Below are 15775 nucleotides of genomic sequence, written 5' to 3'. Positions count from 1 at the left end.
ACTGCCGGGGAGGCGAAGTGGGTCGGCATGATCGAGAGCGCCTTGATCTACGGTTTGGTGAACAGCCTGGTAATACTCCTCACCGCCCTGGGATTCAGCCTGGTATTCGGCCTTAGCGGCATCGCCAACTTGGCACACGGCGGGCTCTATATAATCGCCGGCTACCTCACCTGGATACTGTTGAAACGTCTTGATCTCCCGTTGGTCGTATCCATTGTGCTGGCCATCCTGGTGGTGGCAACCTGCGGCGCCCTCCTTTATCGGGGGGTGATCCGGCCGATCAAGGGTACTACGTGGTCCGAAGTGGTATCCACTTACGGTATCCTGGTGTGCATAGTGGAGTTTTTCCGCTGGCGGGGCTTCATCACCTACGAGTTCAGTCTGCCGCCCTTCCTTAAGGGAGGAATTGAAATCCTCGGCGTCTCCCTTGATTACCAGCGGCTTTGCGTGGTTATTATTGGGGCGTTGCTGTTGCTGGCCCTATTCCTTTTCTCGCACCACATGCGGCTGGGGCTGGCGCTCCGGGCCATGGCCCAGGACGAACTGACCGCCCTCAGCGTCGGTATCGAGCCCAACTGGACGGCCACGGTGAGCATGGCTCTGGGAGGGGCACTGGCAGCCATTGCGGCCGTCACTCTGCTTCCCATGGGGCTCATCACCGTCAATCTGGGATACGACATCCTGGTGATAGCCCTGGCGGTTTCCGTCCTGGGGGGGCTGGAAAGCCTGGTGGGGCTGGCGCTGGCCAGTCTGCTTCTGGGGTACGCCCAGATACTGGTCTCGACCTTCGTGGGCAGCCACTGGATGGAAATAGTCTACCTGGTAGCCATAATCGGGGTACTGATCTTCAAGCCCTCAGGCATCTTGGGCAAATTCAAGGAACTGGAGGAGAGGGTGTAAATTGCAGCCGTATCGTAAGGAAAGGCTGGACCGGGGCGCAAAGGTCAGGACCGAAGATATCTACGCATTGGCCTCCTTACGGGACCTGGTATACGCCCTGGGGCCTCGGGCGCTGGCGGTAATCGCTCTGCTGATAGCCCCGTTTTTGGAACCCCTGATAGGCGTCTACTGGATGAAGGTCCTGCTCATTACCCTGGTCGTTTCTCTGCTGGCGGTGAGCTGGGACGTTCTCGCCGTAGCCGGTTTGCCCTCGTTAGGCCAGGCACTGTTCTTCGGGGTTGGCGGCTACATGACCGGGTATCTCAATCACCAGTTCGGCTGGCCTCCCGGGGTCTGCATACCCATAGCCACCGTAGCCGGTGCCGCTCTGTGCACGGCACTGCTTACGCCGGTATTGCGTCTGAGGGGCATTTACTTCGGCCTGATTACGCTGGCACTCCCCCTGGTGTTCTCCCGGCTGATCGAGGCTACCAAGATCCTGGGCGGAACCGAGGGGCTGAGCGGCCTGGATCCATTACCCAATTTCACACTGGAACTCTATCTGGGTATAGCGGCGGTGCTGTTCTTTGCCTTTGCCTACCGGCGTCTAATAGAATCCGACTACGGCATGGTACTGCAGGGGATCAACGCCAACGACCGGGTGGTACTGGCCTCGGGCATAAGCCTTACCAAATTCAAGGTTGAGGCGGTGTTCCTGGCTGCTCTGCCCGGTACGCTGGGAGGGGCCTTGCTTACCCATCATTACCAGTTCGTAGGGATGCCGGCTTTTGCCATGGAGTATTCCCTTCTCCCCCTGGCCAGCGCGGTAGTGGGGGGTACCGGTACGCTGGTGGGGCCGGTGCTTGGAGCCTTTATTCTTACCCCCCTGTCCGAAGTGCTGAGGAGCTTCGGCACGCTGCGCATGGTAGTATACGCCATCATTCTGGTGGTGTTCGCGGTGGGCGTTCCCGAAGGGCTTTTGCGTTTCCTGCAGCGCAAGTATCACCAGTTCCAGCGGGTCGTCCCGGTAGAGGAGGTAGCGTGGTCGGATGGATCAGGTGCCGATCTTGCAGATCGTCGAACTGCGTAAGAACTTCGGAGGGGTAAGGGCGGTAGACGGAGTCTCGTTTGAGCTGCGCCCGGGAGAGGCGGTGGGCATCATCGGGCCCAACGGCTCCGGCAAGACCACCCTCGTCAACCTCATCACCGGATTTGTCCGGGCCACTTCCGGGAGGGTGTATTTTAAGGGAACCGACGTTACCGGAATGCCCCCCTATCGCCGGGTCAGTCTGGGGATGGCCCGCACCTTTCAAATGGCCAAACCTTTCTATCACCTGCCGGCTTACAAGAACCTGGTAGTACCCCTGTACTCTGCCCGGGCAAGCAAGCTGAAAGGCGGAAGATACGGGCATCGCGGGGAGACGGCCATCCGCCTGTTGGAGGAGGTGGGGTTCGACCGCGACTCCCTGGTGCCGGAAAAGCCGGCGGGAAGTCTTCCCCACGGGCACCTGAAGCGGCTCGAACTGGCGAGGTGCCTGGCCCTTGAGCCCGACCTGCTCATCCTGGACGAGCTGTTCTCCGGCATGACCGTTTCCGAGGTTGCCGGCGTGATCCCCCTGATCGAGCGGCTGCGGAGAGAGGGCAGGACGCTGCTCATGGTAGAGCACCGGCTGAAGGAACTCTTCCAGGTGGTCAACCGGGTAATAGTGCTGAACTTCGGCCGGAAGATTGCCGAGGGCACCCCGGAGGAAGTAATGCAGATGGAGCACGTACGGGAGGCGTACATGGGAAGCGAGGTGGGCCTTGGTGGTTGAGGCAACGAACCTGACGGTGTTCTATGAGAACGCCCTGGCCCTCAACCGGCTGAGCCTGCGGGTGGACCACGGCGAAGTGGTGGGGGTTTTCGGACCCAACGGCGCGGGGAAGAGCACCCTCATGCTCGTGATCTCCGGCATACTCCAGCACTTAAGGTACCGGGAGCAGCGCAGAGGGGGAGAAAGGATAGCCATATACGGGGAACTCCAATTCGAGGGGGAGGACATCCTGGAAGCCTCGCCGGTGCACCGGGTGAAGCGGGGGATCGTTCTCTGCCGGGAAAGACACCCCGTCTTTCGGGAGAGCAGCGTTATAGAGAACCTGAAGATCAGCGGCTACCTTCAAAGCCGATCTGCCGTTCGCGAGCGGATAGAACTGGTCTTCTCGCTGTTTCCCAGGTTGAAGGACCTGAAAGGCAGACGGGCCGGCATGCTGAGCGGCGGCGAGCAGCAGATGCTGGCCATCGGGATGGCGCTGGTGGCCGGTCCCAGGCTGTTATTGCTGGACGAACCTTTGCTCGGGCTCAGTCCGGCCATTCAAAGCGAAGTAGTAAGGGGTATCCGGAATATCAGAGAGCAAGGTATTACGGTGCTGGTCACGGAACAGTATGCCCGCCCCCTGATGCCGGTAATTGACCGCGGGTACGTGATCGAGAACGGGAATCTGGTGTTGGCCGGAACGCGCGAGGAACTGCTGGACAATCCCGAAGTGAAAGCGGCCTATCTCGGGTGGTAGGAAGGGAGGGTTTGGCAATGGCTCATTCACCTTCGGTCTACGATGCTTTTGAGGCGGTGGCCAGAGAGGCGCCCCGTAAGGCGGCGCTGGTATACCTCGGAGAATCGGTTGCCTATGCCGAGCTGGAGGGCTTGTGCTCCATCCTGGCCAGGGCCCTGGCCGACCTGGGCCTGAGGCCCCGGGATCGGGCGGTGATATACCTCCCTACCTGTCCCCAATGGATAATCGTCTGGCTGGCACTGCAGAAGGTAGGAGCCGTGGCGGTGCCGGTTCACCATTACTACAGCTACCGGGAACTCGAATATATAGTGGTGGACAGCGAGGCGAAGTTCGTTTTCTGTGCGGATACCAACTACGGCTACGTGGCCCAGATCCTCGGCGAGGCCCCATCCGTGAAAGTGGTGGTTAGCAATCTGGCCGATTTGCTGCCCTGGTGGAAACGGGGCCTGGGGCGGCTGATGGACAGACTGCCGTCCGGGCGGGTAGCCTTGCAGACCAATGTCCTGCGGCTGAAGGATCTGCTGCACTGGAAGCAGGAAGCGAAACCTTTTGTTCCCGAAGACTCGGCCGGAGTCCAGGACCTGGCGGAAATAGTCTACACCGATGGGACCACCGGCTACCCCAAGGGCGTGCCGGTGACCCATGCCCTCCTACTGAGAAGTACGTCGGAGCAGAGGAAGGCGAGCGAGTTGATAGTACCCAGGGGAAAGGATACGGTAATTCAAGGAACGCCGCTATGCCACGTGTTCGGCCAGGTAGTGGGGTTCGGGGCCCTGTTGAGCGGAGAGACACTGGTGTTGCTGCCCCGCATGAACCTGGATGCCCTTTTCGACCATATCGTCCGGTACCGCGCCACCACCATTTTCGGGACTCCCACGCTCTTCCAGATGATCCTGCGGCACGAGAGACGGGATCAGTACGACCTCAGCTGCCTGCAATACTGCCTGTCCAGCGGCGACGTGCTGCCGGCCGAGGTACAGCGAGAATGGGTGGAGAAGGTGGGCCGACCGCTGTACCAGGCATACGGCACCACCGAAGCCTGCGGGCCCATTTCGCTCACCCTGCCCGGCGAGGAGGGACCGGAGGCCGGCATCGGACGGCCCTTAGCCTACTGGGAGGTCAGAGTGGCGGACCCGGAGACCCTTACCCCGGTTGAGGTTGGGGAAGTAGGTGAACTTCTGGTGCGCTCGGAAACCATGGTCACCTCCTATTGGAACAAGCCGGAGGAAACCTCCGAGCAGTTCGTTACCATTGACGGTAAGGTATGGTATCGTACGGGCGACCTGGTCAGCCGGGACCGCGAGGGGAGACTCTTCTTTGTGGATCGGTCGGTTGACGTTATCAAACATAAAGGGTACCGGATTGCGCCCTCAAAGATTGAGCGCGTGCTCCAGGAACACCCCTCGGTGGCCACGGCCTGCGTGGTAGGTATACCCGGCGCGGAGACCGGAGAAACCATCAAGGCTTTTGTGGTGCTGAAGGGAGGAGCGCGGGGCACCACGGCCTACGACCTGGTGCGCTGGTGCCGGGAAAGGCTGGCTCCCTTTGAGGTGCCGCAGCATGTTGAATTCCGGGATACGCTGCCCAAGTCCAAGACGGGTAAGCTCCTGCGCCGGGAGTTGAGATCGGAAGAGCGGCGCAAACTCCGGGCCTCGTAGCCTTGACCGGCTTCTCCAAGCGGAGCCCGCCTGGGGGAGGGATCCGGAGTGGGAGCTTGACGACTTGGCCGCTGCCGGGTCCCTTCCCAATGGTTTCGGTCCCGTGGGGGTGATTCAACTGCACTACGGCTGGACGATGATGCTCTTGGGCATGCTGGCCACCATGGCCTCTCACGGGCTGGGCCGCATGTCCTTTACGCTTATCCTGCCGCCGATGAAGGCGGGGCTGGGCCTGACCTATACGCAGGCGGGGTTGCTTGGGACGGGCAATTTCGTCGGCTACGTATTCTTCTCGTTGGTCGGGGGCTTCCTGGCAACTCGTTACGGCAGCCGGCGAGTGATCTCCCTGTCCCTGGCGCTCATGGGAACGACCATGGCGCTTACCGGGCTGGCCAGGAGTTTCCCCTGGGCCTTCGTTATGCGTCTGTTGACCGGAGTGGGCAACGGCGGGGCGTACGTACCGGCCATGGCCCTGGGCTCGGCCTGGTTCACCGCGCGGTACCGCGGTGTGGCCACGGGCATCGTGGCCGGCGGCGTCGGCCTGGGAACGATGCTGGGCGCAGTTTTGGTGCCGCTCATTATTCGGGTCCACGACGCGGCGGGCTGGCGTTTTGCGTGGTACTACCTGGGCGGCCTGGCTTTGGCCGTCAGCGCGATAGCTTACGGCTTCCTAAAGAGTTCCCCGGAAGAAGCGGGAATGGAGCCGGTGGGGTCCGGTGCAGGCCCTGACCCGGGCAATGGCCCGGGAGCTACGACCGTGAACGGCTTCCCTTACCGTGAGAAGGGACTCTGGCACTTGGGTCTTGTATACCTGGCGTACGGGTTTTCTTACGTCATATATATGACCTTTTTCGCCGCCTACCTGAACAATGAGATCGGCTGGCCGTTAGGTCGGGTCAGCACCCTGTGGGCGCTGGTGGGAGGTCTCAGCATCATTTCCGGCGGCCTATGGGGCAGGGTTTCGGATTATCTGGGGCGCCGGTACGGCCTGGCCCTGGTTTATCTGGCCCTCATGATAGCCTACCTCGCATTTGCCTTTTCCCGCACTACGTCGGTCTTATGCTTCTCCGCCATCCTCTACGGCCTGAGCTTTGCCGGCATCCCCACCATAATGGCCGCTGCCAGCGGCGACTTCGTCGGGCCCCGGCTGGCCCCGGCCGGGTTGGGTTTTGTGACCGTGTTCTTCGGAATCGGGCAGGCCTTGGGACCTGCCGTGGCCGGATCCCTGGCAGATGCCACCCGGACCTTTGCCTGGGCTTTCCTCCTGGCGGCGGCGCTTTCGGCTCTGGGACTGGCGGGGTCGCTGTTGCTTCGACCTCCCCCTTCCCGCTCCTGATCTGCCTACCCCCCCCCTTGGCCCGCCGGTAATCGCCCCGAGTGGGAGGTTTTCGCGGCCAGGACGAGAATTCTCACCATGGGACAAACCGCAAATCCACGAGGGGGATCTGTGCATGGAGGCCTTTCCCTGGTGGTCGGAAGAACACCGGCGACTGAAGCAGGAGGTAAAGCACGTAGTAGACGAGCTCGTTACCCGAGCCGAGGAGGCCTGGTGGAAGCGGGAGTTTCCCTGGGATGTCGTGCGCGTTCTGGCGGAGCGGGGCTACTTCGGTGCCGGCATCGCCAAGGAGTACGGCGGAATGGGGTTGGGCGTGACCGGCACCGCTATCGTGGGCGAAGAAGTGTTCCGACTTCCCGGAGCGGGAATGGGGGCCTTTGGCGCCAGCATGCTGGGCGGAGTGCACCAGATAGAGAAGTTCGGCACCGAGGAGCAGAAGAAGAGGTTCCTTCGCCGTGTGGCCGCCGGAGAACTGGGAGCGGTGGCGGCCACGGAGCCTTTCGCCGGCACCGATGTGGCCGGAATGGAGACCGTGGCCCGGCGGGATGGCAACTACTATGTGATTACGGGTAAGAAACGATTCGTAACCGGAGCCGGAGTGGCCAGCCGCTACATGCTGTACGCACGGACCAGCGACGACCCGGACGACATCCGGGGTTACCGGCACCTTACCGGGTTCATCGTAGAGAAAGGCATGGACGGATTTCGGGTGGAACGGATAAACGAGCTGATTGGCCTGGACAACACCTATAACGGCTCCCTGCACCTGGAGGAAGTGCGCGTGCCGGCAGCCAACCGCATTGGCGAAGAGGGACAGGGCTGGCAGCTCATGGTGACCGGTTTCAACTACGAGCGGGCCCTCTGTGCGGTTCAGGCAGCTTGCTGCATCCGCGAGTGCCTGCGCACAGTGGTGCCTTATGCCCGCCGGCGGATACAGTTCGGCCGCCCCACCTTGGAACTGCCCGCCAATCAGATGAAGATTGCCGAAATGCTTGGCAAGCTAAGGCTGGCCCGGCTTTCCGCCTTCTACGCCGCCTACCTGCTGGATTTGGGCTGGGAAGCGGCGGTAGAGTGTTCGGTAAGCAAGCTGGCCACCACGGAGATGTTGACGCAGGTGGCACTGGAGGCCGTGCAGGTGATGGGCGGAGACGGGGTTACCAAGTTCTACCCCCTGGAAAGACTTCTGCGGGAAGCGAAGATTCACGAAATCGCCGGCGGCACCTCGGAAGCCATGAAGCTGCTCATCTTCCGCCTGGGCCTTAAAGAAATGGCCGACGAACTGATAATGAAGCACCGTTGCCGCGACGAACGGCTGCGCGTGCCCCTGCCGGCCGCAGCGATGCCACCGGGACCCGGGAGGGTTGACGGGCCGGCGGTACTACAGGTCCTGGCAGAGGATTACGCGGTGAACCCCGGGCTCTATGTGCCCGTAGAAGACCTGCGGGCCCGGCTGGGGGTGGCAGAGGAGCAGCGCGGGGAACTGGAGGCGGTGCTCGCCGGGCTGGAGGAGGAGAAGCTGGTCAAGCTATTTCGAAAGGGCAACCGGGTTGAACTGGTTAAGGCTACCTATGAAGGATTAAGGAAAACTTATCCCCTTGAGTACTACCGCTATATTCCCGCTTGGGCGCAGGAAGAAAACCTGTTCTAGTTATGAGCCAGACGCCGCCGGGCGCTGCCGATCGGCTGTTGCACGCCGCGAATCGCTACCTCCGGCCTGGCTTCGGGTAGCACCGTGGCAGCCACGCCGGAGAAGACGGCCGCGGCGGTAAGGCTTCAGACCGGTTGGCAACGGAGAACTTAGCAAAGAGTCGGTAATCTCTTTACTGCTTTCTAACCACCGGTTATAATAATAGCAACATATGGACAAACAAAACGAACGGCGTTCCGGCACGGAGGATGGTCGAGGGGAGAACCGTGATCGCAATCAAGAGCCGGGGGCGGGTCTTCCGTGCCAGGAGTGGCGAGGAAAGGGGTGGGGCAAGCAGGAGAAGGGAAGCGGGAAGCAGGTTGGTATTACTGTCTAAGGGAGGACGATACTACCAATGGCGCAGCTCATTTCCAGAACCTCACCGATTCTATTTGGGGTGGGTGCCAGTCAAGAAACGGGTGCCAGGGTCAAGGGGTTGGGGTGTCAGAAGGTACTGTTCCTGACCGATCAGGGAATACGCAAGGCCGGCATAGCCGAACGGATGGTGCAGGATCTCGAGGCCGCCGGCCTGGAGGTCACGCTGTTTGACCGGGTGCCGCCGGATCCGCCCGATCACCTCATCGAAGAGGCCGCAGAGCTCGCCCGGCGGATAGGGGTGGACGGCCTGGTAGCGGTGGGCGGCGGCAGCGTCATGGACACCGCCAAAGGGGTAAACGTCTTGCTTACCAATCCCCCGCCGATTTCGCGGTACTTCGGCGTCAACGTGGCTCCCAATCCGGGCAAGATACTGGTTCTCATTCCCACCACCTCCGGAACCGGCAGCGAAGTTACCGCCATCTCCGTGGTTACCGATACCCAGAACAACCGCAAGATAGGAGTTATCGGCCCGTACTGTCAGGCCAGTCTGGCCATAGTGGACCCCGAGTTAACCGCCGGCATGCCGCCCTCGCTCACTGCGGCTACGGGAATGGATGCCCTCGCCCACGCCGTGGAGGCTCTCACCTCGGCTCTGGCCAATCCCTTCTCCGACGTGTTGGCCGAGCGAGCTATATCCTTGATCTGCCGCTACCTGCCGGCCGCGGTCAGCAACGGAGCGGATATGGAGGCCAGGACCAACATGAGCCTGGCGGCCACCCTGGCCGGCATTGCCTTCAACGACGCCCTGCCCCACCTGGGCCACGCCATTGCCCACGTGGTGGGGGCGCGCTTCCACGTGCCCCACGGGGTGGGTTGCGCCATAGCCTTGCCGGAGGTGGTGGAGTTTGCCGCCGAAGCGGTTCCGGACAAGGTCAGGGTAGTAGGACGGGCGATGGGGGTAGACATGCCGGCAGATCTTCCCGCCAAGGCGGTAGGAGAGAAGGTGGCTGCGGCCATTGCCTCCTTACGGCGGCAGGTCGGGATTCCCACCTTTGGGCAGCTTCAGATCAGCGAGGCCGCACTGCTGGAAATCGTGCCGGGCATCATGAAGGACGATACTGCCAATTTTGTGCCCCGGCCGCTTACGCCGGAGATAGCAGGCGAGGTGCTTCGGAAAGCCTACCGGAACTACTCCTAACCCCTCTACTCGGGAAGGAGGGCGAACAGAGGATGGGAGAACTCAAGGGAGGGTATACCGGCAAGGTCCTGCGGGTCAACCTTTCCCGCCGTGAGTGGAAGGTGGAAGATCTCGACCCCGTGTTGGCGAAGAACTATATCGGGGGAGCCGGACTGGGCATCAAGCTCCTTTATGACCTGCTGGCTCCGGGCGTAGATCCTCTCGCTCCGGAAAACCCGCTCATTTTCGTACCCGGTCCGCTCACCGGAACCGGCGCTCCCTGCGCGAGCAGGATGGCGGTGGTAACCAGGTCGCCGCTCACCGGAGCGGTAGGCATGGCCCTTACCGGGGGGCAGTTTCCGGCGGAGCTGAAGTTTGCCGGGTACGACGCCCTTATCGTAGAAGGGTCTTCGGAAGCACCCGTCTACCTGCAGATCAAGGACGGCGAGGTGCGCATCCGTAGCGCCGAGCGGCTTTGGGGCCTGCTCACCACCGATACCCAGCTATTCATCAAAGAGGAAGTGGGCGACCTCAACACGCGGGTAGCCTGCATCGGGCCCGCCGGAGAGAAGCTTTCCCGCATGGCCGCCATCATTAACGAGCGCCGTGCCGCCGGCCGCAAAGGGGTGGGGGCGGTGATGGGAAGCAAGAACCTCAAGGCCATCGCCGTCCGGGGCACGCAGGAAGTGCCCATCCACGACCGGGAAGGATTTATGGCCGGGGTGCGCAACCTGAACCGGCGGATGCGCGAAAGCCCGTCTCTGTATTCCGCCTTTGCCAAAGGGGGCACCTCCATCGCCGTAGACGCCACCTCGGTGCTGGGCATCCTGGCGGCCAAGAACTGGGCCGAAACCGGCGTGTTCAACCCCCTGGAGCGGGTCGGCTTCCAAGCCCACGACCGCTACACGGTGGACCGCGCCCACTGCTACGGCTGTCCGGTTGGGTGCAGTCAGGTGCGCCTGGTCAGGAGTGGGGAGTATGCGGGTCTGCTCACCGAAGGGCCGGAATTCGAAACCATCTACGCTCTGGGTACCAACGTGGGCGTAGACTATATACCGGCCATAATCGCCGCCGACCGCTGGGCGGACGAATACGGGCTGGACAGCATGTCCGCCGGAGTCACCATCGCCTTTGCCATGGAGCTCTACGAGCGGGGCATAATCAGCCGGCAGGAAGCTGACGGCCTGGAGCTCAACTTCGGTAACCACCGGGCGGTAATGGAAATGCTCCGGAAGATGGCCTTCCGGGAAGGCTTCGGGGACGTCCTGGCCGACGGAACCCGGCTGGCCTCCCAGCGTATAGGGAGGGGTTCGGAGGCTTACGCCCTGCACATCAAGGGCCTTGAGCTTCCGGCCTACGACGTGCGCGGCGCCAAGGCGCACGGTCTCAACTACATCACCTCCTACACCGGCGCCGACCACAATCGGGGGTATGCTTTCCAGGAAATCTTTGGAGTTCCGGTGCCCGAGCCCGTAGACCGCTTTGCCTACGAGGGCAAGGGCCGGCTATGCAAGTGGAACCAGGACGTTCGCACCGCCACCTGCGACTGCCCCACCATGTGCGCCTTCCTTCTGGACCAGGCGGTAGTGGACATAGCCCTGGAGAACACCGCGAACCTGGTAAGTACTGCCTCAGGTCTCTCCTTCACCGCCGAAGAGGTGATGCGGGTGGGCGAGCGGGTGAACAATCTTGCCCGCATGTTTAACGCGCGCGAGGGCTTCGGCAGGGCGGACGACACCGTGCCCCGGCGGCTGATGGAGGAGCCCGTCAAGGCAGGAGCGTCTGCGGGCCAGCGCATTGCCCGGGAAGACCTGGACCGGATGCTTGACGAGTACTACGAGGCCCGGGGATGGGATAAGAGCACCGGCCGGCCCACGCGCGCCAAACTGCTGGAGCTGGGGCTGGAAGAAGCGGCGAGGGATCTGGAGAAACTCTCCTAGTCACCGTACGCCCGCAGAGGGGGCAGGGGGACGATGAGAATAAAGGTGCAGACCATACTCGACCTGGTGCCCGTACTGGGAGGCTTCCAGACGGAGGTAGAGGTGCCTTCCGGAGCCTCCGTGAGGGAGGCGGTGGAGGTGCTGGTGAGACTGCGGGGTGAAGAGCTGGAGAAAAAGCTTATTGACCCCGCCAGCGGCCAGCCCTACCGCCATTTCCGGTGGGTACTGAACGGTCGGGATCTGGCTCCCTATCAGGGTCTTGACACCACCCTGAAGGAAGGGGACACCCTGCTCATTATTCCCCCTGCCTCCGGTGGATGAGGGTGGGGGCATGGGGAGGAATCCCCATGTTGAAATAGTATTTAAAATGTATAAAACTAGAGAGGAGGCGTGCAGGTGAGCGACGAGAAACAGGGGCTTTCGCGGCGAGAGTTTCTCGCCAGTGCCGGCATGCTGGCCACAACGGCCGCAATCGCGGGGGGGAGTGTGTTGAGCATGGGTATTCCGGGGGTGGCGATGGCCGGAGAAACGGTTGAATTGATCGTAAACGGCAAGAAGGTCACGGGGCCGGTTCCTGCCAACCTGGTAAACGGAACCGTGGTGGCTCCGGTGCGGCCGGTAGCCGAGGCTTTGGGCGCCACCGTGGCCTGGGACGGCGCCACGAGGACGCTGACCGTGGCCGGCGCGCAGCCCGGACAGGCAGCCCTGCCGCCCCTGCCCTGGCCGTACAAGAGGCTCGATCCGGAAGTGGTGCGGCGCAAGGGATACGAAGAGTGTTCCCGCATTAACAACTGCATGTACGGGGGAGCTGCCGGCCTTATCCTTGCCCTGAGGGAAGCGGTGGGCTATCCCTGGACAGCCTTGCCCGAGCTGATGTTCGTGTACGGGGCGGGCGGCGTCGCCGGGCTGGGCACCACCTGCGGAGCCCTTAACGGCGCCGCGGCGGTGATCAGCCTGCTGAGCGATCCCAATACCGGGCCTCCGGCCTGCTTTGGCCCCATCACCGAACTGTTCGAGTGGTACTGCACTACCAAGCTGCCCACGGACAAGCACGAGGCCTACTGCAAGGTCAAGAACCAGCCGGCCACGAAAGCCTATTCTCCGTTGTGCAGCTTCTCTCTGTGGCACTGGTTCGTCGCCTCCGGCCAGCCCATGTGGAGTGACGCCCAGAAGGATCGTTGCGCCAAGGTGGTGGGAGATACCGCCGCGCGGGCGGCAGAGATACTTAATGCCCGCTTAGGTTAGGGTTGAAGCGGAACAACGGGATAACGCTGGGGCATATGACCAGGGGCGGAGGTATGACCCTCCGCCCCTGGGAATTCGAGGCAAGAAGCCGGGCGCGAGAATGCAGGCCGTAGTTATAGGTTCTTAATCAGGCTTTGGCGGCTTTGCCGCTCTCTTCTTTCCCACCCGGGGCTGGCAGAAGGAAACCGAACACGACCACCAAGACGCCTAGAACGATGTTGGCCAGCAAGGCCCCCAGGTTGGCCGAGGTGCCTACACAGAAGGGAACGATGATTACCAGAATTCCGAGGATCAGGAGAATCCACTTAGCCCACTTCAACGCAATCACCCCTGGAACCCGTGTTTACCTGCCTATTCTGCGCCCGGCAGCAATCCTGCGTTGTGGGGCTATGGATACAAATACATACGTTACTCACTACTCTCAATATAACACTATCTAGTTCTGCTGTCAATAGTTGGACGGGCTTGTCTCGCACCGGTCTTCCTAGCCTCTGGTCGCGATTGCTTTAGCCAGGCGACCTGGGCGCCAAGCTCAACGCAGGCGGAGTGTGACCGGTGGGCACCCGGCCTTCGACTACCACCAGGGGTGACGCGCGGTGTGCAACCCAGAGGAAGGAAGTGTAGCGGCACTTGAAGAATATAACGGTTACACCGACGGCGGTTCCGCCTGCGGCGAGGGGTGGGACGGTTGAGGCTTAGAATCAAGGCGGTAATGGCGGTAGTATGGGTCTTCGCCTTAGGTTCTTTCCTTTTCTTCTTTCTCTTTGACCGAGCCGCCGAGCGAATGGTCGGGCTCATCGAACAGGAGACCGCCAAAAGAGACCTGGAGCGCGCGTTCCTCGCTTTGGAAAAAGAGACCTCCGCCCTGGAGACCGTGGCTAAGGATTGGGCCGCGCGTGGGGATGTGGCCGCTTACGTGCAGAGTGGTAATCCGGGGCAACTGGAGGTTGCCCTTGACCAGAGCGTGTTCTCCCGTCTGGACATTGAGTTTCTGGTTCTGATTGATGCCTGGGGCCGGGTGGTCTACGCGCGCGGTCTGGATCCCCGTACCGGGCAAGAACTGAGCCTCCCTAGTCAAATCCTGTGGACGCGACCAGAAAGCGGCGAGCTAAAAGGAGTGGCAGTAACTTCGGTGGGCCCGGTACTGGTGGCCGCGGTTCCCATTCCTGCAACGGCGGGTTCCTCTCCTCAGGGAGTGGTGGTTATGGCCAGACTGTTCGAAGCCGAATTGGTCGAGCGCCTGGCCTCGCTGACCCGGCTGACCCTCTCGGTACGCGCCTTTAGCGCCGAGGAGGTAGCAGGTCTTCCGCCTCGAGGGCAACTGGCTACCGGACAGGTGTTCTATACCCTCCCGGTCTCCGAAGAGGAAACGGCCAGTCTGGTGGCCATGCGCGACGTATTCGGGCAACCGCGACTGGTCCTACAGGTCAACTCCGAGCGTACCGCCCTCAGGATCGTGAGGCTTACCCGTCGGATCTTGCAGTTATTACTGCTTTTGGCCGTGGGGGCTTCTTTTGCCATCACCTGGGTATGGCTGGACCGCAGCGTATTGAGCCGCCTCACCCGGCTGACCCGAAAGGTGGCGGAGGCCGCTCCTGACCCCGGGCTGGCCAGGGAGTTCCTGGAGGTAGGCGGCAACGACGAACTGGCCGTGCTGTCCAAGGAGCTGGGCCGAATGCTGTGGCGTATCGAGGAGTACCAGGGAGCTCTGCGCGAACGGGAAAAGCGGTATCAAGAGGTGGTGGAAAACGCCGCCGAAGGCATTGTGGTGGTACAGGACGGGCGGATTCGGTTGGTCAACCGTGCGGCCCTACGATATACCGGGTACACCGAGGGGGAAATGATAGGTCGGAACTTCGGGGAACTGGTTCACCCGGAGGATCTGGATGCCGTCCGCCGGGAGTACGCCCACCTTTTGGCTGTTGGGGAGGCTCTGCTGGGATTCCGCTTCCGCATTCTGACCAAGGGCGGAGAGGTGAGGTGGGCGGAGGCCAACTCGGTGGCAGTGGATTGGGAAGGCCGCCCGGCCGTCCTCCATTTCCTGAACGATATTACTCCAAGGCGAGTTCTGGAAGAGGAGTTGGAAAGGCTTACGGCCGAGAAGTCCCTGATCCTCGACACCTTAACCGAACGGGTAATCTTTGTGGACCGGGAACTGCACATCATATGGGCTAACCGGGCCGCCGCCGAGGCAGCCCGTGCCGATCCCTACTATCTTATCGGTGCCAAGTGTTACCAGGTTCTGCAAAGGCATGAGGCGCCTTGCGAAGGCTGCCCGGCTCTTTCTGCCATGGATACCGGTCTGCCGTGTACCGCCGAACTGAGTTACGAGGAAGGCAGGTACTGCCAGGTAAGCGCCTCGCCCGTCAGGGATGAAAAGGGCAAGGTTGGGGGAGCGGTAGTAAGCATTCTCGACGTTACCGAGAGGCGGCGCTACGAGGAAGAGCTGCGTTACCTTGTCTCCCACGATTCACTCACCGGGCTGTACAACCGGGCTTTCTTCCGAGAGGAAATGGAAAGGCTTGGCGCCGGCAGGGAATTTCCCTTGACAATTCTAGTAGCGGATATGGACGGGCTCAAGATCATTAACGATACTTGGGGTCACGCCAAGGGGGACGAAATGCTGGTGGCCTGCGCCGAAGTATTGAAGAGCACCTTGCGCCGTTCGGACATACTGGCCCGGGTAGGCGGGGACGAATTTGCCGTCTTGCTCCCGCGGACGGACGAGCGAGCTGCGCGGGAAATCGTCCACCGAATCCAGCGCGCGGCCGAGGCCTACAACGCCCTGAGGAAGGAAGTCCCGCTTCTCTTGTCCGTGGGCTGGGCTACGTGTCAGGCGGGCGAGGAACCCCTGGAGGAGATCTACCGAAGAGCAGACGAGAAGATGTACCAGGAAAAGGCCGCCAACCGCGAGGCCTCGCAGAAAAGGCTGGAGCAGCAGGCGGGCACGGCCGGTGGTCGACGCGGTAACTGAAGCCGCAGGAG

The 15775-nt window shown here is 61.8% G+C and carries 13 protein-coding genes; 12 read left to right on the top strand and 1 reads right to left on the bottom strand.

Translation table 11 applies throughout. The annotated features are described in order from the left end of the window. Positions 1–27 precede the first annotated feature (27 nt). The 11 genes from NUV99_08150 to NUV99_08100 all read left to right on the top strand — a co-directional run bounded on the left by NUV99_08150 (position 28) and on the right by NUV99_08100 (position 12790). Positions 28–900, top strand: a complete 873-nt coding sequence (locus NUV99_08150) for a branched-chain amino acid ABC transporter permease (protein ID MCR4420081.1) — start codon at positions 28–30, stop codon at positions 898–900. Position 901: 1 nt separating this feature from the next. Then, positions 902–1969: a branched-chain amino acid ABC transporter permease gene (locus NUV99_08145; GenBank protein ID MCR4420080.1), complete on the top strand. Its 1068-nt coding sequence runs from the start codon at positions 902–904 to the stop codon at positions 1967–1969. Continuing rightward, the gene (locus NUV99_08140) at positions 1929–2693 is read left to right on the top strand and encodes an ABC transporter ATP-binding protein (GenBank protein ID MCR4420079.1); all 765 of its coding nucleotides are present in this window, start codon (positions 1929–1931) and stop codon (positions 2691–2693) included. Before NUV99_08145 ends, NUV99_08140 begins: the two co-directional genes overlap by 41 nt. Beyond that, a complete protein-coding gene (locus NUV99_08135) occupies positions 2686–3429 on the top strand; it encodes an ATP-binding cassette domain-containing protein (protein MCR4420078.1) in 744 nt (247 codons plus the stop codon). The genes NUV99_08140 and NUV99_08135 overlap by 8 nt, the downstream gene beginning before the upstream one ends. Positions 3430–3446: 17 nt before the next feature. Next, positions 3447–5087, top strand: coding sequence for an acyl--CoA ligase (locus tag NUV99_08130; GenBank protein MCR4420077.1), 1641 nt, complete (start codon positions 3447–3449; stop codon positions 5085–5087). Positions 5088–5151: 64 nt separating this feature from the next. Continuing rightward, complete coding sequence (locus NUV99_08125) at positions 5152–6423, top strand: MFS transporter (GenBank protein ID MCR4420076.1); 1272 nt, start codon at positions 5152–5154, stop codon at positions 6421–6423. 115 nt (positions 6424–6538) lie between these two features. After that, complete coding sequence (locus NUV99_08120) at positions 6539–8071, top strand: acyl-CoA/acyl-ACP dehydrogenase (protein ID MCR4420075.1); 1533 nt, start codon at positions 6539–6541, stop codon at positions 8069–8071. 394 nt (positions 8072–8465) lie between these two features. Beyond that, the gene (locus NUV99_08115) at positions 8466–9626 is read left to right on the top strand and encodes an iron-containing alcohol dehydrogenase (GenBank protein MCR4420074.1); all 1161 of its coding nucleotides are present in this window, start codon (positions 8466–8468) and stop codon (positions 9624–9626) included. 32 nt (positions 9627–9658) lie between these two features. Continuing rightward, entirely contained in the window at positions 9659–11545 is a 1887-nt protein-coding gene (locus NUV99_08110; protein ID MCR4420073.1) for an aldehyde ferredoxin oxidoreductase family protein, read from the top strand. A gap of 33 nt (positions 11546–11578) precedes the next feature. Next, positions 11579–11866, top strand: a complete 288-nt coding sequence (locus tag NUV99_08105) for a MoaD/ThiS family protein (GenBank protein ID MCR4420072.1) — start codon at positions 11579–11581, stop codon at positions 11864–11866. A 75-nt stretch (positions 11867–11941) separates the two neighbouring features. Further along, entirely contained in the window at positions 11942–12790 is an 849-nt protein-coding gene (locus NUV99_08100; GenBank protein ID MCR4420071.1) for a C-GCAxxG-C-C family protein, read from the top strand. Positions 12791–12917: 127 nt separating this feature from the next. Here the strand turns inward: NUV99_08100 and NUV99_08095 are convergent, their stop codons facing one another. After that, positions 12918–13109 (bottom strand): SPW repeat protein, encoded by a 192-nt coding sequence (locus NUV99_08095; GenBank protein MCR4420070.1) that lies wholly within the window; start codon positions 13107–13109, stop codon positions 12918–12920. A 369-nt stretch (positions 13110–13478) separates the two neighbouring features. Here NUV99_08095 and NUV99_08090 point away from each other — a divergent pair, with 369 nt between their 5' ends. After that, entirely contained in the window at positions 13479–15764 is a 2286-nt protein-coding gene (locus NUV99_08090; protein ID MCR4420069.1) for a diguanylate cyclase, read from the top strand. Positions 15765–15775 lie beyond the last annotated feature (11 nt).

It is taken from the genome of Clostridia bacterium (genome assembly GCA_024653205.1).
Classification (GTDB): Bacteria; Bacillota; DSM-521; order Neomoorellales; family SLTJ01; genus JANLFO01.
Note: the sequence above shows the minus strand (reverse complement) of the source record. Positions and strands in the feature narration are given on the sequence as shown.